The organism is Nibribacter ruber, from assembly GCF_009913235.1.
Taxonomy (GTDB): domain Bacteria; phylum Bacteroidota; class Bacteroidia; order Cytophagales; family Hymenobacteraceae; genus Nibribacter; species Nibribacter ruber.
Genome location: NZ_CP047897.1, coordinates 1353697 through 1374779, shown reverse-complemented (window position 1 = coordinate 1374779; position 21083 = coordinate 1353697). Strand labels below are relative to the sequence as shown.

The 21083-nt window shown below is 50.3% G+C and carries 17 protein-coding genes; 8 read left to right on the top strand and 9 right to left on the bottom strand.

What is annotated here, in order from left to right; translation table 11 throughout:
- Positions 1–40: 40 nt before the first annotated feature.
- The 6 genes from GU926_RS05810 to GU926_RS05785 all read right to left on the bottom strand — a co-directional run bounded on the left by GU926_RS05810 (position 41) and on the right by GU926_RS05785 (position 5795).
- Positions 41–901: a sulfurtransferase gene (locus GU926_RS05810; protein ID WP_160689908.1), complete on the bottom strand. Its 861-nt coding sequence runs from the start codon at positions 899–901 to the stop codon at positions 41–43.
- 73 nt (positions 902–974) lie between these two features.
- Positions 975–1325 (bottom strand): DUF6370 family protein, encoded by a 351-nt coding sequence (locus tag GU926_RS05805; protein ID WP_160689906.1) that lies wholly within the window; start codon positions 1323–1325, stop codon positions 975–977.
- 440 nt (positions 1326–1765) lie between these two features.
- Positions 1766–3085 (bottom strand): ABC1 kinase family protein, encoded by a 1320-nt coding sequence (locus GU926_RS05800; protein WP_160689904.1) that lies wholly within the window; start codon positions 3083–3085, stop codon positions 1766–1768.
- Positions 3082–3756, bottom strand: coding sequence for a TetR/AcrR family transcriptional regulator (locus GU926_RS05795; protein ID WP_160689902.1), 675 nt, complete (start codon positions 3754–3756; stop codon positions 3082–3084). Before GU926_RS05795 ends, GU926_RS05800 begins: the two co-directional genes overlap by 4 nt.
- Before the next feature lie 156 nt (positions 3757–3912).
- Positions 3913–4788, bottom strand: a complete 876-nt coding sequence (locus GU926_RS05790; protein ID WP_160689900.1) for an S-4TM family putative pore-forming effector — start codon at positions 4786–4788, stop codon at positions 3913–3915.
- Positions 4788–5795 (bottom strand): nucleotidyltransferase family protein, encoded by a 1008-nt coding sequence (locus GU926_RS05785; RefSeq protein WP_160689898.1) that lies wholly within the window; start codon positions 5793–5795, stop codon positions 4788–4790. The genes GU926_RS05790 and GU926_RS05785 overlap by 1 nt, the downstream gene beginning before the upstream one ends.
- 345 nt (positions 5796–6140) lie before the next feature.
- Here GU926_RS05785 and GU926_RS05780 point away from each other — a divergent pair, with 345 nt between their 5' ends.
- Entirely contained in the window at positions 6141–7406 is a 1266-nt protein-coding gene (locus GU926_RS05780) for a DEAD/DEAH box helicase (protein WP_160689896.1), read from the top strand.
- 1007 nt (positions 7407–8413) lie between these two features.
- The gene (locus GU926_RS05775; RefSeq protein ID WP_160689894.1) at positions 8414–9055 is read left to right on the top strand and encodes a DsbA family protein; all 642 of its coding nucleotides are present in this window, start codon (positions 8414–8416) and stop codon (positions 9053–9055) included.
- 585 nt (positions 9056–9640) lie between these two features.
- On the opposite strand, the gene GU926_RS05770 is transcribed toward GU926_RS05775, so the two are convergent.
- Positions 9641–12877: a protein O-mannosyl-transferase family gene (locus GU926_RS05770; RefSeq protein ID WP_232058445.1), complete on the bottom strand. Its 3237-nt coding sequence runs from the start codon at positions 12875–12877 to the stop codon at positions 9641–9643.
- A 247-nt stretch (positions 12878–13124) separates the two neighbouring features.
- Here GU926_RS05770 and GU926_RS05765 point away from each other — a divergent pair, with 247 nt between their 5' ends.
- The 3 genes from GU926_RS05765 to GU926_RS05755 all read left to right on the top strand — a co-directional run bounded on the left by GU926_RS05765 (position 13125) and on the right by GU926_RS05755 (position 15772).
- Positions 13125–14393, top strand: coding sequence for a sensor histidine kinase (locus GU926_RS05765; RefSeq protein WP_160689892.1), 1269 nt, complete (start codon positions 13125–13127; stop codon positions 14391–14393).
- Between the two features lie 14 nt (positions 14394–14407).
- Complete coding sequence (locus GU926_RS05760; protein ID WP_160689890.1) at positions 14408–14980, top strand: hypothetical protein; 573 nt, start codon at positions 14408–14410, stop codon at positions 14978–14980.
- An 84-nt stretch (positions 14981–15064) separates the two neighbouring features.
- Positions 15065–15772 (top strand): response regulator transcription factor, encoded by a 708-nt coding sequence (locus GU926_RS05755; protein ID WP_160689888.1) that lies wholly within the window; start codon positions 15065–15067, stop codon positions 15770–15772.
- 67 nt (positions 15773–15839) lie between these two features.
- Here GU926_RS05755 and GU926_RS05750 read toward each other — a convergent pair whose 3' ends face one another.
- Positions 15840–16160, bottom strand: coding sequence for a cupin domain-containing protein (locus GU926_RS05750; RefSeq protein ID WP_160689886.1), 321 nt, complete (start codon positions 16158–16160; stop codon positions 15840–15842).
- A 428-nt stretch (positions 16161–16588) separates the two neighbouring features.
- Here GU926_RS05750 and GU926_RS05745 point away from each other — a divergent pair, with 428 nt between their 5' ends.
- The 3 genes from GU926_RS05745 (at position 16589) to GU926_RS05735 (ending at position 20644) form a co-directional block, all read left to right on the top strand.
- Positions 16589–18991, top strand: a complete 2403-nt coding sequence (locus tag GU926_RS05745; RefSeq protein WP_160689884.1) for a heavy metal translocating P-type ATPase — start codon at positions 16589–16591, stop codon at positions 18989–18991.
- Between the two features lie 215 nt (positions 18992–19206).
- On the top strand, positions 19207–19698 hold the full coding sequence (locus GU926_RS05740; protein ID WP_160689882.1) for a transporter substrate-binding domain-containing protein: 492 nt from the start codon (positions 19207–19209) through the stop codon (positions 19696–19698).
- The gene (locus tag GU926_RS05735; RefSeq protein ID WP_160689880.1) at positions 19682–20644 is read left to right on the top strand and encodes a cation diffusion facilitator family transporter; all 963 of its coding nucleotides are present in this window, start codon (positions 19682–19684) and stop codon (positions 20642–20644) included. The genes GU926_RS05740 and GU926_RS05735 overlap by 17 nt, the downstream gene beginning before the upstream one ends.
- Positions 20645–20722: 78 nt before the next feature.
- Here GU926_RS05735 and GU926_RS05730 read toward each other — a convergent pair whose 3' ends face one another.
- Positions 20723–20995: a hypothetical protein gene (locus GU926_RS05730; protein ID WP_160689878.1), complete on the bottom strand. Its 273-nt coding sequence runs from the start codon at positions 20993–20995 to the stop codon at positions 20723–20725.
- Positions 20996–21083: the final 88 nt, after the last annotated feature.

Genomic DNA, 21083 nt, shown 5'->3' with positions numbered 1-21083 from the left:
GCCCAAAAACGAAGCCTGTGACTCGGGTCTAAAAATGGTTCTAAGAAGACTGTTTGGTAGCGCCCAGACCGGCCATGGGTTGGCCACTTCTGGACCATTCGCTCCAGGAGCCTACGTATAGTTTGGGAAGGTCCAGCCCGGCCTGCGCCATGCCCAGCAGCGTGTGGCAGGCGGTCACGCCAGAGCCGCAGTGCACCATCACGTGGTTGGCGGGTTTGCCTTGCAGGTCTTTGGTGTACTTGGTTTTGAGTTCTTCTTCCGGCAAGAATTTGCCCTGGCTGTCCAGGTTGTCCTGAAACGGATAATTGACTGCGCCGGGTATATGGCCGGCTACTTCGTCAATGGGTTCTACCTCGCCTCTATAGCGGGCCGGTTCACGCACGTCTATGACCATGTAGTCTGGGTGCTGGGCGGCGTGGGCCACTTCTTCTAAGTTGGCGGTGGGCAGCTGCCATTCTGAATTGGTGAAAAAATGGGGGCATTCCACTTTCTCCACCTCCTGGGTGGTGGGCACGCCGGCGGCTTTGGCGGCAGCATAGCCTCCGTCTACCACGTGCACCTGCTCATGGCCCATGGCGCGCACCATCCACCAGAACCGGGCAGCGGCGTTGGCTCCGTTTTTATCATCATACACCACCACACGACTAGAAGGCGTAATGCCCAGCCGGTTCATGATGCGACTAAATTCTTTAGGTGAGGGCAGAGGATGCCGCCCGCCCTGGGCCGCGCTGAAATTCTTATGGGCCAGGTCATTCTCCAGGTCCACGTAATGGGCACCCTGTAAATGCTCTTTCTGGAAATTATCAATGGCGTCTGGGCCGGAGCGGGCATCTACCAGTACCACCTGCGCGGGTTCTTTGAGCAGAACGGCCAAGTCTTCGGCTGAAATGATTGGTTTCATAGTCTGGAAAGGTTAGGAACGGGTCACTACTTGTTAAACGGCCTTGCACGCCGGCGGGACAATGCCGGGCGGGCTATTTTTTGGCCGCGTCGGGCAGGAGCCTGAAATAGGTGGCCTTGAATCTATTGTCGGTCACGGTGCCTTGTACCTCTGCTTTCCTGATGGCGTTGCAGAAGCCGTCTGTGGCGTGCGCGTCTCCGTGCTGGTCAATGTCTGAGCCGTCTACAAAATAGGCTTTGCCATCAATACGCACCGCCAGGTCACAGCCAGAAGCCTTGAGCCCGAACATGCATTGCCCGCAGGCGGCTTCTACCGTCTGTACCGGGGTGGCTTTGTCTGGCGTAGCCGTTGGCGGAGGGGTAGTTTGTGCCTGGGCAACACCAGCGCAACAGGAGATAAACAAGGCAAGTAAAAGTGTCTTCATATTTCTAAGGTGGTTAAGGTCTTCTGCAAGTTTCAGGGCTATCCTTCAGCCGAGCACAAGTTAATGATTTCCATCGTTTTACTGCAGTATTTTGAACGTAAATCAAATTGTCAATAGTGTACTTCGGCAAGCGAAAGGAAGGTGCGCTTTTAATCTAATTCAATAGTTATTATAACTATCCAATTCGCTAGTTCTGCCACTGTTTCCCTGGATTTTTCCTCAATATACAAGGCGAATCCTTTCCTACTACAGGAAGGTTGTAATCTTCTGAAATTGGCGAAGGCGTATCTTGCTATTTGTGGCCAACGCCAAGGTCATTGATTGCCAATTGGGAGTGCCGCAAGTGTTAGAACCGCTAAACAAAAAAGCCACCAGCCTGAGCGTGTGCACGATAGAAGCACTACCCAAGGCTGGTGGCAGAAACTGTAGACCGGCTATACTTATTTCAGCCAGTCAGGTTTGGTGGTGGTGATGTGCGCGCCTAACTGGTTCAAAAGGCTGTAGAGTCCAAAATAGGTTCTATTGATGAACAGCCCGTGCTTAGAACCCCGGGCCTGTCTTGACTGCCTAAACATCTTGTCTTTAGAGATGCGATCACCCAGGGTATAAATCTGCTGAAAGTAGTCGTTCTGGGCAAAGTCAAAGGTTTCTGCGTGGAACGGCCGGCCCAACAAGGCAATCATCTCCTTGAACACGCCCTTAAAGTAGGCTTGCTCTGCGGGGGTGTCGCGGTCACTGATGAAATCCAGGTCATAGAAGATTTGGTTCAGCTCGGTTTCATTCAACAAAGACTCCTTCTTGATAAGAGAGAAATAGCCTTGGTAGAAATCCTCAGGAATCACCTTCACGCAACCAAAGTCAATGATGCCCAGCGTCACGCCCGGCAGAATGATGAAATTGCCTGGGTGCGGGTCTGCGTGCACCTGTTTGAGGTGATGCACCTGGTGGTGGTAAAAGTCCCAAAGTGCCTGCCCAATTTGGTTCCGCTCTTCCTGCGTAGGATTGTTTTGTAGCCATTCTTTTAGGTGTGCGCCTTCCAGCCAGTCCATGGTAATGATGCGGGCCGTGCTCATCTCTGGATAATAGTTGGGGAAATGGAGGTGGGGCAGATGACGGCAGGCGGCGGCTATCTCTATAGAGCGTTGCACTTCCAGCTCGTAATCGGTTTCCTCCAGTAGTTTCTCCTCAACTTCGTCCATGTAATGGTCCATCTCCTTTTCGTTCATGTTGAGCAGGCGGTAGGCAAAGGGACGCACCATCTTAAGGTCTGAGCTCACGCTTTCGGCCACGCCGGGGTATTGCACTTTTACGGCGAATGTCTTCCCGTCCTTGGTGGCTTTGTGTACTTGGCCAATAGAGGCCGCGTTCACCGCCGAGGTGGAAAAGGTGTCAAACATGTCCTCAGGCGTGCGCCCGAACGCTTTTTGGAACGTGCGCACCACCAACGGGTAGGACAGGGGCGGCGCGCTGTACTGGGCCATGGTGAACTTGTCCTGGTACGCGCCGGGCAACATGGTCTTATCCATGGACATCATCTGGGCCACCTTGAGGGCGCTGCCTTTCAGCTGGCTCAACGAATTGTAAATGTCCTGGGCGTTGTCCTCATGTAACTCCTCTTTACTAAGCGACGGGTTCACTATTTTCTTGGCGTAGTGCTTAATATAATTGCCACCCACCTTGGCCCCGGCCCCCAAAAACTTGGTGGCCCGCTGTACTTTAGAGGTAGGAATATGGTCTTGCTCTTCGGGGGATTGGCTCATACGAATTTTTTAGACTGGTACAAGAATTTGGCGAAGTCAAAGAGGGAGTCGACGGCGTTTCTGCCTACCACGTCAAAGAACAAGCTCACTGATTTCTCAATGGCGGCATCGGTGCGTTCAAAGCCCGGCGAGGTGTCTTTCAACCAGAATTGGAAGATGAACAGGGTTTCCAGCCACAGGGCCTCGGGGTATTTGTCTGACACGTATTTGCGGTCTACAATCTGCTCGGTTTCCTTGCCTTCCTGCACCAGCGTTTTGGCGAAGGCCGTAAAATGGCGCTTAAAGCTTTGCACCTCCTGCGGCGTCACCTTCTTGAAATCTGGCTGTTTCTCATAAAGCGTCAGCAGGTAACTGCGGTTCTTCTTGAGTTCTTCTATCCAGGTGAAATAAAAGGAGAGGAGCTTCTCTTTGGGTGAGTAGTGGGCGTACGCTGGTTGCGCGTACATGTCTGCCAGGGTCTGCTCAAAGATGGAATCCCACACACCGCCTTTCACCCCCTGAAACGAGGTGTAAAACGTGTAGAACTCCTGCTCAGTCATGCCCAAGCTCTGCGCGAACTTATACACAGACACCGGCTCCTGGCCCGTCTCCAGTACATGGTGCACAAAGGCCTCCAGAATTCTAGTTCTGGTGTCTTTTAATGGGATGTTGGTCTTTTCTATATTTTCCATTTGGTTGTTTATCTTCTTGTAAGGGAAACAACCAGGGGAGGGGAGAGGTTTAAAGAAAGGGCAAAATGTAGGAGAAAGTTTTCCGTTTTCGGGCTGATTTCTGGAATACAGCCCGAAAACGGATGATGGGGTTAGCTACTTCGCTTAAATCACTTTCTATAACGGATTTGCAACATTAATTTTTGTGGATTGTTCTAATTTTGCTCTCCTGTATTGATAATAATTTTCAGGAATCAAACTACTATCTTTTCTACTGCAATATAGCTTGTCTTGTACTTGTCTTAACTGATTCATTGAAGGAGTGCCACCAGCGTTACGAAGCTTTCTTACAGCTTTCCTTACTTCTTCCAATGACCTGACGGCTTTTTTATTGTCTAATACCAATTTTAGTAAAATTACAATAAGAGGTAAAGTAGGTGCAATGAAATTGGTTAAATAACCTTGTAAGGAGGTATTTATAATTGTTGCTACAACAAAAGAAATTATAACAATAGACAAGCAAATAATCAGACAGTCGTTTTTAAAATGATACCTTAATTTCCGGTCATATTCCAAATTTGTTTCTTGGCACCGTAGTATTGCTTCCTGTTGATTTAGACCATCAAGTTCAATGTGATACCAATTTGATAATGGAGCCTTGGGGTTGTGAACGTATTTATTCTCAGCTTCCTCAATAATCCAGTTTTCTGGTTTATCGCCGCTGTTTGTTTCATTCCATTCCATGTTATACACATTGCAGTCAAATAATTCTTGGACTTTAGCTCCGTTAGTTTTAAATTTTGATAAATAACCCGAGAGGAACAGTAAGTCAAATAAAGTCACTGATACAGAGACTAAGGCTATATAGGGTGTTAAGTCAATAGTTGTAAAGTTTTTTTGGGTAAGTTTAATGATGTTAAGTGTTACCACAACAACAATACTTATAGTAAGTTGCCATCTATATATTTTCTTGGCATTTGCATAAATAACCCTCTGCGCTTTTAGGAATTTAAGATTTTGTGGTAGTTCCTGATTTATTTTAATATTATTCATTAGTATGCTGAATAGATTGGAAACTCAGAGCCGAATATTTCGCCCCATTTTTCTATAGATTCTTTTTGCTTGCCTTTTGTTTCATATTCGCGAGCTTGGATTGAGCGATTGTAATCTAGTTTCGCCCTTTCTTGTATAGAATTTCTTTCATCCCATGTAAGTTTATTTAAATCTCCCTGGAATCCCTTTGGGTCATTTAAAGTCTGATGAATTTGATGATATATGTAGGCGAATAAATTTGGTAATTCAATGTGAATATATGTGCTACTATTGACGGTATTAGAATCATAGTACTGTAAAATCAAACATTCTAGAAAATATGAACCCATTGTAGATGCGGTCCTTCGCTTTGTCCAGAATTTCATTATTCGAATCATGTCCAATACTGAAATTTGTTGTTTTCCGTTAATACTATTAGTTCTGTTTTTATCAATTCTTGGGTCAGTAGGTTTCCAATTTCCTTTTCCATCAGGGATTAAGAAAAAAGTTTTTCCAAGGTAATCGGGAGCCGTCTCGAAACAAGGCACAATATCAAATACCCATTCATATGAGTTGAGTTCTAAAGTTACAGCTTCTTGATTTCTCTTTATTTCAGCTTTCTTATAAGAAGATATATTGGATAAGTATTCTTTAAATTTATTGATAACTTTTATCGAATTTAATGCGTCCGTTCCTGAGTTACATAATGCTATTTGCTTACTTGCTTCTGGTCTAACTCGAATCCTATAGCCATCATCAATTGGTTCCCTCCAATTACCCTGGGCATGCAAAACTACCATTAAATCAATATCGTCTAGTGGTCTTATTTTTGTCTTACGTGAATATGAACCATAATCAATGCTCATGTAATCGGTATAGTAGTCAAGGAATTTTCCGTCACTAGGAAACTTTTCTATTTCAATAAGTAAATTGTTTTTACTTTTTTTTGCTATGATGTTTCTGTCACTATTTAAACGAATACTATCTTTCATAAAAGTGTCGAATGCACTATTTACCGTTGATGCCATAAATTTTAGTTATTTGAATCTTTAGTTATCTGCTATTTTGTTTTACTATCTGTATGACTTGCTACTAAAATTCTATTCATTACAGTTAAATCTATATAAGGTGTACTTATTTTTAAAAATAAAGAATAACTGTAATTAAATTTTAGTTATATAGTGTTTTATTAATACAAGATATGGATTTTATTTCTGTTCTTAGCTTTTTTTTCCAAACTAGTCCAAAACGCAAATCCCCCGCCTCCCTCTGCAAATGCCAGAAAGAAATCGCACCTTTGCAGAAGTTTCTGCTGGTGTTTCGTACAAGGAGAAACGCTTTCACCCTCGGCTCCCGCCGAAACCCGTGTACCCATGAAATTTGACGATTACTCTATAAATCCCGCCATCAAGAAAGCTCTGGACAAACTGGACTTCAAGAAGCCCACCGACATCCAGTTCAAAGCCATTCCGCCCATCTTAAAAGGGGAGGACGTGCTGGCCATTGCCCAGACCGGCACGGGCAAGACAGCGGCGTTTGCCATACCGGTCTTGCACAAACTGCATGAGCGCAAACAATACGCCCGCGAGGATGGCATCAAGTGCCTGGTCATGGTACCAACCCGTGAATTGGCTATCCAGATCACGGAGGTGTTCCAGACTTTGGGCAAGCACACGCGTGTGAAGACATTCTCAGTGTTTGGCGGCGTGGAGCAGGGACCGCAAATTGCCAAACTAGAGGACGGCATAGACATTCTGGTAGCCACGCCCGGGCGTATGTTTGACCTGGTAAGCCAAGGCTACATTAGACTAGAACGCGTAGAGATTCTCATCCTGGATGAGGCTGACCACATGCTGGACCTGGGCTTTATCAGAGACATCAGGGATTTAATGAAATTCTTGCCTCGCAAGCGGCAGACGCTGTTCTTCTCGGCTACTATCAATGAGCACATCAAAGATTTGGCCTACTCGCTGGTGTCCAAACCTATCCGTATTCAGGTATCGCCTAAAGATCCGGTAGCCAAGAACGTGGACCACTCGGTGGCCTATGTGGGCATGGATGACAAGCGTTTCTTCTTGGAGCGCGTTGTGCAGGAGAATGCCGGAAGCAAGATTCTGGTCTTCGTGCGGACCAAGGTACGGGCAGAGCGCGTGCACGAAGCCATGAAGCGCGTGGGCATCGTCACCGAAACCCTGCACGGCGACAAAGACCAGAAAGAGCGCCTCACTTCACTTAACCGCTTCAAGAAAGGCGATGTGAAAGTGTTAGTGGCCACGGATGTGAGTTCACGAGGCATTGACATCCCCAGCGTAGAATACGTGGTCAACTATGACCTGCCTGAAGTCCCTGAAAATTATGTGCACCGCGTAGGCCGTACGGGTAGAGGCACGCATAAAGGAAAGTCGGTGTCTTTCTGCAGCCCAGAGGAGAAACCAATTCTGGACGAGATTGAGAAGTTCCTGGGCAAGCCCATCAAAGTGCTGGAAATTGCCAAGGACGACTACTCGGCCACCATTGACTTCTCCTCTGAGGCCAAACCAGATGTGATGGCCCTGATGCGCGAGCATGAGGCGAAGTTGGATTCTATGAAAAAGGCACCTAAGGTGTCTAACGCCAACAAGAAAAAGAAGAAGAAGTAAGATTGTCTTGTTCCTATTAGCCGTTTTTGGCTTGTTTTCCAGAAAACAGGCTGAAAACGGTTTTTTTGTTGCCTTTCTTAACTGACGTTGTTGCTTTCGTCCTCCTTTGGAGGGATAGGAAGATGACAAGGGAGTTCTGAGTTTAGAGTTCTGAGTCGCTATTAAAGAGCCAATTACCATTGCTAACCAAGGATTCCCCCTTTGAGGGGGGCGAAGGGGGGTGTTTACATCAGTAGGTCATGCCTCACGCCGTCGTTGATGTTATCACCAACAACCATGACTGCCCTTCAAGCCTCTACCTTTCAACACCTACTTACCAACCTTCTTATTCCTTACTTTCTGCCCGCGTTTGTCACTTTTCTCCTTGATGAGAAAAGTAACCAAAAGAATCAAGAAGAAAAGAAACTCGCTGCCGCTCGGACAGTCTTTTCTTCGGAGAAGTGCACCTGGCTCAGGTGATCTGCTCTTAGCCAGCTTACGTCACTGCTCTTTGACCAGCTACTACCTGCTCTCTCCCATGCTCCGGGCGCACAGCCAGGGCTGCCCTGCGCAAGGTCGCTCGGCCGGTGCTATTGGCGGTGGAGAGGTTGCAATGCCTGCATCGCTGGCGCGGATGGATGTTGTAAGTGATCGTTTCGGTGGTAGAGACAATGGCACCGCCATGTCTCTTGCGCATTACTTTCTTCTGCCAGCCATCCTTTCATAAGCTCTTCCGGATTTGCAATCCGGAGGCACTGAAAAGGGGATTTGCAATCCCCAATGCCTTACAAGACGTGTTCCCCGGCGGATTGCAAATCCAGACAAGCATTTAATCTAGGGTCAAGTGTCTCGGGATCGTGCTCAGGTACTATGGTTTCATTGGTAGTTGTATATAAACCGGTATTGAATTGCTTGTAGGGGCTGTTTCTTGGTTTGGCTGAATGGGTTTTGATGCAACTCGAAAGGTAAATTGTAAACCTTTCTGGCGAGGAACGCGGTAAAAGTAAATCCACCATTTGTCAATATATATGCCCCTTCTGCCCGAAAATCCTGTTCTGCTGTATGTCACGGATCCTATGTGCGCTTGGTGCTATGGCTTCACGCCCGTAGTGAGGCGTCTGCAGGCGCTGTGGTATGGGAGGCTGACGGTGAAGGTATTGGTGGGTGGATTCAGGCCGTATGCGCATGAACCTTTAACCAGTGAGGAACGGGATAAATTGGCGGTGGGCTGGCATCGGGCGCAGTCTAAATCACAGCTTCCCTTTGACTACCATATCTTTCTGCAACCCGAGCTCTCCTATGACACAGAGCCTGCCTGTAGGGCGTTGCTCACGGTGCGCCATTTACGCCCCGCGCTTACCTTAGAGGTGCTCAGAGCCTTACACTCCAGCTTTTACGCCGATGGCCGGGACTTAAGCAAAACAGAGGTGTTGGTGGAGGTGCTGCGGCTCTTCGGGATATCTGAAAACCTGTTTCTGGCCGTCTTTGAGACCGAGGAAATCTTCAGGCAAACCGAGCAGGAGTTCCAGTATGTGCAAGGCCTGGGCGTAGACACCCTGCCCACCCTTTTTCTGGACCATCCCCAAGGCCCGCGCCTCATCTCCAAAGGCTACTGCCAACTACCAGAACTAGAAGAAAGACTCCTGCAAGCCATGAGCATTCCTTTTTAATTAAGAATTAAGAATTAAGAATTAAGAATTAAGAATTAAGAATTAAGAATTAAGAATTAAGAATTAAGAATTAAGAATTAAGAATTAAGAATTTCTGACTGTCCATTATCTTCTTGGCTTTAGGGTTTCTTAGGATAGTAAGCTCTCCCATCTCCTTGGTCTGTCCCCTGACAGACAAAATCTTGTATAAATAATCCTTAGAGGTGTTGGTCTGTCAGGGGAAGGACCAAGGCAAGCGGACGCAAGCGTCCGCTCGTGCCATGGTACCCGTTTGTGCCATCTTCAAATCTTCACATCGCCACATTTTCAAATTTTCACATCTCTACATCTAAGTTGTCATCGTGAAAGGATCTTGTGGGCAAGCTAGAAAGGCGGTGGCTAAGCTCTTTGCTGCATGTTTTTAACTTAAAACCACCATTGCCGCAAGTTTCCAACTGCTTAATTGCTAAAGCCATTCATCAATTGTAATTTACCATCCTACTAACCACAAATTGCCAACTTTAGGCGAGGGCGTTTTTAGCCTCTTTCCCAGAAAACAGCCCAAAAACGACTATACCACTCTTCGTCATTATTAATTCTTAATTATCAATTACTAATTAAACGATAGTGTTTCTTAAAGAGCCTTTCTAGCTGCGGGGCTTGTGGTAAACCAGCGGCGTATGCGGCTTGGGTCAGGTTCTGGAGGCCGTATAAGTTGAGTTGGCGTTCACGGTCAAAATAGGCGGGTTGGGTGCTGTAATAGATGAGCTGCTGGTCAAATCTATGGCTGAGCAAATTGGTCAGTTGCTGCGCTTGTTTGGTCATCCCTGCCTTAGCTAGGGGCAACACCAGAGAGGCGCTTTCAAAATTGTGCGGGGCGCCTTGGTCTGGTAAGTCGGCAAGGCATTTTTGCAAGACGGCGCGGGCTTTTTCTGTCTGACCGTTCTGTAGATAGGCAGTGGCCAGGTCTACAAAGGCGGTTCGGTACATGGGTGCTAGCTGGGTAGTGAAGTTTTCTTCATACGCATGGTCTGTGTTTTGCAGGCCCGTGAACCTGAACTGCTGCATTAGCCGCAGATACGTGCGTTCCCGGTCTACATACGCTGTTGCCTGGGTGTCTGGGTTACGGGCAGGCACTACGCGCAGGGCCAGACCTTCTAACTGTAAGAACGGCTGCAAACCCATTTCTGTGGTCTCTGAACCCGCGGTAGAAAAGTAGATGGGCCGCTGCCAATTATTGGAAGCCAGAATGTCTAGGATGACCAGGTGCTTCTTCTCTAGAGCCTCGGTCTGAAGGCTCCAATTCATACTAGGTGCCACCTGGCTGGCTCTTTCCGGGGAGATGGTTTGATTTTTCAGGACCTCTGCGGGGTTCACAGACAGTAGCAGTTTTTTGGTGGGCAGTACGTTTAAGGTCCGGCCGTCCTGGGTTTGCACTTGCAAGGCGGGATGTTGGGACTGCAGCAGATTCAGATATTGGCGTACGTCCATGCCACTGTCCTGCACGCTGGGATTGGGCACGTAGGGCAGGTAGTTGTTGTTGCTGAAGGCATACTGGGCCATTTGCAGCGTAGTGCTAACCGGCGCAGAGGCGTTCATGGGCTTCTTCAACTGTTCAATGTACCAGTCGGTGTTGAGGTAGGGGAGCACCAGCACGCGCACATCGGTTCTAAAGCCTTCCACCTCCTGGGCGTACCACAGCGGGAAGGTGTCATTGTCGCCGTTGGTGAACAGGATGGCGTTGGGTGCCACGGAGCTTAACAGGTTCTTTGCCGAATCTAGGGCGTGCGACCGGCCAGAGCGGTCATGGTCGTTCCAGCCCTGGGCCAGGAGAATGCCCGGCACTGACAAAGCTACCAAAGTGGCCAGTCCGGCGGTGGCCGTTTCTGATTTAATGAACCTCTTGACTATATCTGCCAAAGCCAGCACGCCCAGGCCCATCCAGATACTGAAGGCGTAGTAAGAGCCCGCAAAGGTGTAGTCGCGCTCGCGGGGTTCTACGGGCGGCTGGTTCAGGTACAGCACAATAGCCACGCCGGTGAAAAAGAACAACAGGAGCACCACCCAGGCATCGGTGTTTTTGCGCTTAAACTGGAAAAACAGGCCAAAAACGCCCAACAACAAAGGGAGCAGGAAAAACTGGTTTCGGGCTTTGCTGGTAGAGAGCGGGGCGGGCACGTCATGCTGCTGCTCCCAGGGCCAGAGCACCCCGGCATGTTGCGTGTCATGCTCGCGGCCCACAAAATTCCACCCGAAGTACCGCCAATACATATGTCCTAACTGGTAGTTCCAGAGAAAACTCAGGTTCTGGCCAAAAGTGGGTTTCTGGCCTTCCTTCACGTTCACCCAGTGCTGGTAGGCCCGCAGGTGCGCCGGCTCTGGCGAATACAACCTCGGCAGAAGCGTCTTGTCCTGGGCGTCATACACCTGCTCAAATTTGGAGTCTACCACGGCATACTTTCCGTTCTGGGGTGCATAGATGGGGCCGGTTTTGTCATAGCTCTGCGCCTGCGCGTTGAACTGCGGGCCGTACAGCAACGGCCGGGAGCCGTACTGTTCCCGCTTGAGGTAGCTGACAAAACTGAGCAGGTTCTCGGGGTTGTTCTCGTCAATGGGCGTGTTGAAGCCCGACCTGATGGGCACCATCAAATAAGAAGAATAGCCTATCAAGACCAACACCAGGGCCACCAGCGAGGTGTGTAAGACCGGTTTCTGATGTTGTTTGGCCCAGCGCAAGCCATAGATAATACCCGCCACCAGCAAACAAAGAAACAGCACCGCGCCGCTGCCATAGGGCAACCCCAGATTATTGACCAGAAACACCTCAAAGCTACCGGCTACGCTGGGCAGACCGGTAATCATGCCTTCCATCACCAGCAAAACTATGGCAGCCCCAATCAACAGCGTAAAGGCAATTCCTTTTTTAGTGGGCGAATACAAATGCAGATAGACCAGCAGGGCAATGGCCGGAATAGCCACCAGGTTGAGCAAGTGCACGCCAATGGACAAGCCCACCAAATACGCCAGAAACAGCAGCCAGCGGTTGGCAGCGGGGGCCGGGGCCTCGGCTTGCCATTTAAGGGCGGCCCATACCACAATGGCTGTGAAGAAGGAGGACATGGCGTACACCTCGGCCTCTACCGCCGAGAACCAGAACGAGTCTGTGAACGCAAACCCCAGTGCGCCCACCGTCCCGCTGGCCAGGAGCAAGATGCGTTGCGCCCGGCTGGGGCCTTGGAAAGAAAGGGAAGGCAGGCGCTGACCCAACAAAGTGATGCTCCAGAACAGAAATAACACGGTGCCGGCACTACAAAGCGCCGAAAGCAGGTTCATGCACCAGGCCACCCGCGTAACATCGCCCAAACTCAAAAGCGTAAACAACCTACCCAGCAGCAGAAACAGAGGCGCCCCGGGCGGATGCGGGACTTGCAACTTGTAGGCGGCGGCAATGAATTCGCCGGTGTCCCAGAAAGAGGTGCTGGGCTCTAGCGTAAGCACATACACCGTAAGCGCTGCCAAGGCCACAACCCAACCCAGTATTGTATTCCACCGGATGAAAGACTGCCAGGCCGGCGATGCAGGAATCTCCGTTTTTGGGCTGTTTTCCCTAAAAATACCGAAAAACGGCAAGCCCAATCCTACCATCACCAGCAAGGGGCCCAGCGTCAAACCCAGAAAGCCATAGCCCTGCGGCGAGGTGTCCAGAGCCATGCAGGCAAAGCCCAGCGCCACCACGGCCAAACCCAGAAGCACCGGCAGGAACTGCCGCCTCCCGAAGAGGATTCCTGATGATTTGGAACTGGTCACTGAAGAGAGCGGGTTGAAAATTTTGGTGTTCGGCATGGCGGTATTGATTACTTTAAATGTGGGCGAGTAGTGGGCAACCTGTTGTTTGTCAGGATTCTGTAAGAAAACTGGCAGGAGTAGCGTTGATCATTAAGAAGATAATCGGTGTAATGCGCGCATCTTCCTTTCCCTTGCTTACAAAAGTAGCCCGCCTACCAACGCACCCAGGTTAATGGAATGTAAAATCATGTTAACGATATGTTAATGGCATGAAAGGCAGTGAGAAATTGGTTACTTTTAGACCATGAGCAGGCAAAAGATTCAAATCATACTGGTGTTGGCTAGCTTAGCCCTGGTGGCTTTGCTGAGCGCCCAGCTGGTGTGGCTGACCAAGGCGTACAGCGTGGAGGAGAAAGCCTTTAACCACCGCGTGCAGGTGGCGCTCACCAGCGTGTCTGACCAGTTGCTGACCGGTCTGGGAAGGGCAGAGGCCAAACCCATCCAACAGATTGCCTCCAATTATTACCTCGCCGAACTGAACGCGCCCGTAGACCCCAGCCAGGTAGAACACCTGCTGGAACAGGAGCTGGGCAAACGCAACTTGCACGAAGCCTATGAGTTTGGCGTCTATAACAGCCTGGATGATACGCTCATGTTCGGGAAATACGTGCCGGCCACGCACCGCCAACTGGCAGAAAAGGGCGATGCCATCCTGAAGCATGAACAAACCGGCACACCTTTGCTCTACAACGTGGCGGTGGTGTTCCCTGGCAAGACGGCCGTGATTCTGGGGGAGATGGAGTTCTGGTGGTATTCTACCGGCGCCCTGCTGCTGGTGGTTTTGTTCTTCGCCTATACCATGTTCCAGATTCTGCGCGAAAAGCGGCTCACCGAACTCAAGACCGATTTCATCAACAACCTCACCCACGAACTGCAGACACCCATCACCAACATTGGCCTGGCCAGCGAGGTGCTGCGCAAACGCCCCGAAACGCTGTCCCCGGAAAGGCTCACCCGCTACCATGACCTCATCTACTCTGAGAATGAGCGCCTGCGGGCCCAGGTGGAGCGCGTCCTGCAGATGGCCACCATGGAAAGTGGTGAACTCGCCCTCAAAAAAGAACCCGTAGACGTGCATGCACTTCTGCAGCAGACCAGCCAGAACGTGGCCCCGCGGCTGCAGCAACGGTCCGGACATCTTCGGTTAGATTTGCAGGCCACGCGGTCCCTGGTGCACGCAGACAGCCTGCATGTGGCTAACGCCCTGTACAGCCTCCTGGACAACGCTGAAAAATACTCTACCCAGGCTCCCGCCATTGAAATACAAACCCGTGACGTAGAACAGGGCCTGCTCATCAGCATCCGGGACCACGGCATCGGGATCAAGCAGGAATTCCAGAAGTTTTTGTTTGACAAGTTCTACCGCGTACCCACCGGCAACGTGCACAACGTGAAAGGCTTCGGGCTGGGATTGAGCTACGTGAAAGCCATCATGGACGCCCACCACGGCCAGGTAACGGTAGAAAGCGCCGAACAAGGCGGCACGCGCTTTACCTTGGTATTGCCTGTTTGATTGTTTGAGATAGTATGTCTAGAAAGTTTAGAATGCTCTACCTGATCATCTTTCTATCTACTTTGATAGGAGGGGTTTATGGCATTCTTCATGACCAGATTACCTTTACCATTTCCAATGAGTATTACACCAAGTTGAAGTTTTATCAATTTGGTCTAGAGTATTTTATAGCAAACTCGCCTCGGGTAGGAGTGGCCATTGTTGGTTTCCTGGCCACCTGGTATTTAGGCTTGGCGGCGGGTATTATCCTCGGGCTAATCTTCTTCTTATTCCCATCTCCTAAGCTGATGCTCTCTGTTACCCTCAAGGCATTAGGAATTGCTTTGGCCATCGCTTTTTTCACCCCCATCATTGGCGTGCCAGCCTATTTTTTAGAAGACTACCTGGATTCAACCTCCATGGAAAGTTACAGCTTTGTAGATACAGGTTTTGTCCCCGCAGACGTAAAAATTACGGAAGGCTTCAGTTACATTCTTGTCGGGTTTGTGCACGGATTCAGTTATTTGGGTGGACTGTTGGGCGTATTGGCAGGAATTATGTTCCAGATATGGACCTATAGAAAACACGTGAGGCTTGTGCCTGTATAGCGTTTTAACCTGTTTTGCAGGAAATAGCCTAAAAACGGAAAGTCTTTTATCTTACATCATGATACTTGAGTCTAAAAAAATAACATGCCGCACCTCCTTCTGGTAGAAGATGATCCCAATCTGGGCTTTTTGCTACAGGACAGCCTGGAAAGTTCGGGGTATGCCGTTACGCTGTGTGCAGACGGTGAGGCTGGCTGGGAGGCTTTCAAAAAACAAACGTTTGACCTCTGCGTGCTGGACGTGATGCTGCCCAAGATGGATGGTTTTACCCTGGCGCGGCAAATACGGCAGCAGCGGCAAGAGGTGCCCTTCATGTTTCTGACCGCCAAAGCGTTAAAAGAAGACAGGCTGCAGGGGTTTGAGCTGGGTTGTGATGATTACCTGACCAAGCCCTTCGGGTTGGAGGAACTGGTTTACCGCGTGAAGGCCATTTTGAGAAGGACCAGCCAGCAGCCAGAAGCCAGCCCAGCCGACAAAACCCAACCGGCCAACGAACTGCTTACGTTTGGCGCTTCCTCCCTGGAATTCAAGAACCTGCTCTTGCACGTGAAAGGAGAGACGCACCTGCTCACTGATCGCGAGGCCGAACTGCTGAGATTGTTTGCGCAACATCCGCAGCAACTGTTGAGAAGAGAGGAAATCTTGCAGCGCCTCTGGCAGGACGACGGCTATTTTGTGGGCCGAAGCCTAGACGTGTTCATTTCGCGCCTGCGCAAATACCTGCAACCAGACTCCACCTTGAAAATCACCACGGTACACGGCAGAGGCTACAAGCTGGAAGTGGCAGAGTAAGTCGTTTTTGGCCTGTTTTCCAGAAAACAAGCAAAAAACGGCTGCCGCTGGAAAACCTCCCAATCACTTATTTAATCAAGACCATTTTAAAGTCTGTGAGCGCTTTTAAAGCGTGCGGCACCTTGGCCGGAATCTGGATGACTTGGCCCACCGTTAGGGTTTTGGTGATATCTTCTTCGGGGAAGGAGAAGGAACATTCTCCCTCCAGCACCAACAGAATGGCATCAATGGGCGTGGTGTGCGTCTTCAATTCCTGACCTGCCGCAAAGGCAAACAAAATCACCTTCTGGAAACCTTGGTCAGAGAGTATCTTGCTTTGGAACTTCTCTGTTGAATAGCCCAGTTGGCCCGCTAAGTCTGGTAATTGCAACTGATTTGCTAAATGCATGGGTGCCATAGTTTTGGTGGTAAGGTGGGTACTTAGATGGAGGGATTTGCTGAAGTTGGAACCAGTTCTCATTCAGTGTAAAAAATGCCTGAGAGCTCGGCTGGCAAGAAGCATAAAAGCCTTAGTCAACGGAGAAGCAGCTTTCTTTTATTCGCCCAACGGGCAACCACCGGAAGGACGGGCGTTTTTGGCCAATTTCCCCCAAAAGTGGCCAAAAACGCTCTCATTCTGTAAATGCGTCCCAGGTAAGCTTTTATGGAAACAACCGGGCGCGGCAAACAGAACTTCCTGTGTTCTTTCAACATGACAAATGTCTGGTCTGGGGCAGGCAAAGCAGATGAGCAAAGTCAAAGGGTAAGATGACTTTCATCATGTCTGGAGCGGCCCGCACCCGGTAGTTTTGTAGTGTACATTAACTGAGGAAACTTATGCTCCAGACCGCACATCTAGAGACCGCCCTCCACACCTGCTACCATTGCGGCGATGAATGCCAGGGAGCCCCCATTGTCCATGAAGACAAGGACTTCTGCTGCGAAGGATGCAAAGTGGTCTATACCCTTTTAGCCGAAAACAATCTCTGCACTTATTACACCCTGGACGAACGCCCTGGTATTTCGGTGAAAGACCCGGTTCTGTCAGCGCGATTTGCGTATTTGAATGACGCCAAAGTGCAGCAACAGTTGTTGGACTTCCAGAACGGCACCGTCAGCAAAATCACTTTCCATATTCCGCAGATGCACTGCAGCTCCTGCATCTGGCTCCTGGAAAACCTGAACCGCCTGAACACGGGCGTTACGGACGTGCACGTGAACTTCCTGCGCAAGGAGGCCGCCATCACGTTTGAGCACGGCGTGACCACGCTGGCGCAGGTGGTGGAACTCATGGCCCACATTGGCTATGAACCGCAAATCACGTTGGCAGACATGGAGGCCCCGGCCCCCAAGAAAGACAAGTCCATTTACTACAAGCTGGGCCTGGCGGGCTTCTGCTTTGGCAACGTGATGATGCTGAGCTTTCCGGAGTATTTTGGCGGCCTGCAGAAGGAGTATGGCCAGTTCTTCGGGTGGATCAACATTGCCCTGGCCTTGCCGGTGTTTTTATACAGCGCCCGCGGCTTTTTCACCAGTGCCTGGCAGGGTTTGCAGCAGCGCATGATTAACCTGGACCTGCCCATCGCCATTGGGTTGTTGTCTTTGTTCTGCGTGAGTTTGTATGACATTCTTACGCACCGCGGCCCCGGCTTTTTAGACTCTTTCACCGGCCTGGTATTTTTCATGCTCATTGGCAAGTACGTGCAGCGCCGCACCTATGACTCCCTGGCCTTTGACCGCGACTATACTTCTTACTTTCCTATTGCCGTGACGGTGTTGGAGGAAGGAAAAGAGAAGCCCATTTCTGTCAAAGAACTTCAGAAAGGCCAGCGCATTCTGGTGCGCAACCAAGAATTGATTCCGGCAGACGCGGTGCTCTTGCGCGGTTCTGCCAACATTGACTACAGCTTTGTGACCGGTGAGTCTGTGCCGGTGGTGAGAAACGCTGGCGAAGTCATTTATGCCGGTGGTCGGCAGTTGGGCGAAGGTCTGGAACTGGAAGTCATCAAGGAAGTATCACAGGGCTATTTAACCCAACTCTGGAACAACGCCAACTACAAGAAAGAAGAAACCCAGACCGTAGAGAATTACGCCAACGCGGTGGGCAAGTACTTCCTATCTGTAACGTTGCTGATTGCGGCGGGTGCGCTATGGTACTGGGTGCCCAGAGACACAGACATGGCCGTGAAGGCGTTCACCTCTGTGCTGGTGATTGCCTGCCCGTGCGCGCTGTCTCTGGCCACGCCGTTCACGCTGGGCGCAACGCTGCGCATCTTTGGAAGGCATAAGTTCTACCTCAAAAACAGCGCCGTGGTAGAGGCCCTGGCCAAGGCAGACACCATTGTGTTTGACAAAACCGGCACGCTTACAGAGCCCAGCGCTTCGCAGATCACTTATCACGGCGATGCGCTTTCTCAAGAAGAAACCCGGCAGATCAAATCCCTGCTCAAGCACTCTACACACCCGCTCAGCCAGCGCCTCTACCAACACGTAGACGCCAAGCCGCTGCCGGTTCTGGACTTCCTGGAAAAAACCGGGGCCGGGCTTTCTGGCCGCGTGGCCGACAACCTGGTGGAAATAGGTTCTGCCGCGTGGGTGGGCGCCCCCGTAGACACCCAGGATGCCTCTGCCAAGCAAACCAAAGTGTATGTGGCCTTCAACAAGAAAGCACGCGGCTATTATGTGTTTGAGAACGTGTACCGCAACGGCTTGCCGCAATTAATCCAGGAACTGGGCAAGACCAGAAAACTGGCCGTCCTTTCCGGTGACAATGACAGCGAGCGGGAAAGGTTGCAAGCCATCTTCGGGCCGGACGCCGACATGCGCTTCAACCAAAGCCCCATGCAAAAGCTGGAGTACATCCAGGAACTGAAGCAGAAAGGCCAGTCGCCTATTATGGTGGGTGACGGTCTGAATGATGCCGGGGCGCTGCGCCAGAGTGACGTGGGCTTAGCCTTAACTGACCAGGTAAACGGTTTCTCGCCATCTTGTGACGGTATTCTGGAGGCCAACCATCTGGCCCGGCTGGGGCATTTCCTGAAGTTCTCCAAAACCAGCCGCCGCCTGATTCTGGCCGCCTTCGGGGTGTCCTTTGTCTACAACATCATTGGCTTGACGCTGGCCGTGATGGGTGAGTTTTCGCCTATCGTGTCTGCCATTCTCATGCCGGTGAGCACCTTGAGCGTGATTTCTTTTGCCGTACTGTCTGTGAAGGTAGCCGCCAGAAGAGCCGGTCTGTAACCCATAGAAAGCCCTCTTGCTTGACCCGCCGTTTTTAGCCTGTTTTCCAGAAATCAGGCTAAAAACGGCGGGTTTGCTTATGAGCCCAACTGGCGGTAAAATAACATTGGGCAAAATGCTGCGTACTAACAGCGTTCTTCAGAAATTGTTTAGCAGGATAGGCTGCACTGGAAAGAAATTTCTGAGGGAAGGCCCACTCTTAACCTGTGTACGTGATGCAAAAAGTCTGGAAAATACCCCTTCTCCTCTGTCTCTGCTGGCTGCTGGCCGGTTGTGAGAATTATCCCAAAGACCCCAATGACACCCTGGCCCAGGTAACGGGAGGCACGCTGGTGGTGGGTTACTCAGAAAACCCGCCCTGGGTCACGCTGGGCCCCAACGGCCATCCTGGCGGGGTGGAGGCAGACCTGGTAAGAGGCTTCGCCAAGACCATACAAGCCCAGATCACCTGGAAACGAGACACCGAGCAGAACCTCCTGGAGGAACTGGAGGAAAAGAAGTTGCATTTGGTACTGGCCGGCCTCACAGATGACTCTCCCTGGAAAAGTAAAATCTCCTTTACCCGTCCTTACCTGGAACAGGGCAAGAAAAAGCATGTATTTGGGGTGGTGATGGGTGAAAACGCCTTTGTCACCAAACTAGAGAAATACCTGCACCAAAAAGAAGACTCACTTAAAACCCGCTACGGCCATGCAACCCCTCAATAGCTTTGAATATCCGGAGGAGTTGAAGCCCGCCTTTGAGAAAGCTAAACGCCTGGAGTGGATCACCATCTTCTACCTCATCTCGGCGGCGGCCCTTATGTTCTTTACCATGGGCAACTCACAGGCCATGAAAACCGCCTGGTTTGAAGACGCGCTCAGCCTCACGCCCTCCATTTCGTTTTTGATCGCCTCCCGGGTGTTTCATAAGAAGCCCAACAAGGATTTTCCGTACGGGTACCACCGGGTGGTGAGCATTGCCTACCTGTGCAGTTCCCTGGCCCTGTTTGCGGTGGGAGCCTTCTTAATCATCGACTCCTCCATGACCTTGATCAAACAGGAGCACCCCACCATCGGCATAGCCGTTATCTTCGGTCATGAGATCTGGCTGGGCTACGTGATGATGGCGGCCCTGGTGTATGGCTCCGTGCCGCCCGTCATTCTGGGTCACATGAAACTGCCGCTGGCCAAACAGCTGCATGAAAAGAACCTGTTCACTGACGCCGAAATGAACAAAGCCGACTGGATGACCGGCCTGGCCGCCATTCTGGGCATTGCAGGCATTGGCTTAGGCTTTTGGTGGGCAGATGCCGTAGCGGCCCTCATCATCTCCCTGGACATTATCAAAGACGGGTTCACCAACCTCAAGCAGGCCGTTTTTGACTTGATGGACGAGCAACCCAAAACCGTGGAAGAGCAGAAAAAAGATCCCCTGCTGGATAAGATTGACGCATTACTTAAGAAACAAGATTGGGTAAAAGAACATGTCTTTAGAATGCGCGAAGAAGGTCACGTGTATTTGGGGGAAGCCTACGTGGTGCCTACCTCAGATGAGGACCTGGTAGAGAACTTAAACCAGTTAGGGGAGGAGGTAGAAGACCTGTCCTGGCGCATTGAAGAGTTTGTGATAATGCCGGTACGGGAGATTCCGGAGACCACCGGCGAAAAATAAAGCACGGTTGCTTGCCTTTAAAAGGAGAGGGCGCCCGCATCTATTCTGCGGGCGCCCTCTCCTTTTAAAGGGGAAAATTTAATCTACTTTGTCAACGCCTTTTTTAACGGTCTTCTTTACGGCTTTACCGGCTTTCTTGGCACCCTTGCCGGTGGCTTTGGCGCCGGCCACCACCACGTTTTTAGTGCCTTTGCCTACCTCTTTGGTGCCATGGCCTACCTGGTGCGTTCCGGTCTTGGCACGCTCTTTATTGGTTTTCTTTACATGAGTGGTGTCTTGCGCGGCCAGGGGAGCGGCCCCCATGCTCAAGGCAAATCCAATTGCTAACCCTATGCTTGTGAGCTTTTTCATATGCGTTCAGTTTAGTGGTCTATCTGTTTTAAAACGAGGCCGTAAAAGGAGAGTTTCCTATATAGACCGGCATATTCATCTATTGGAT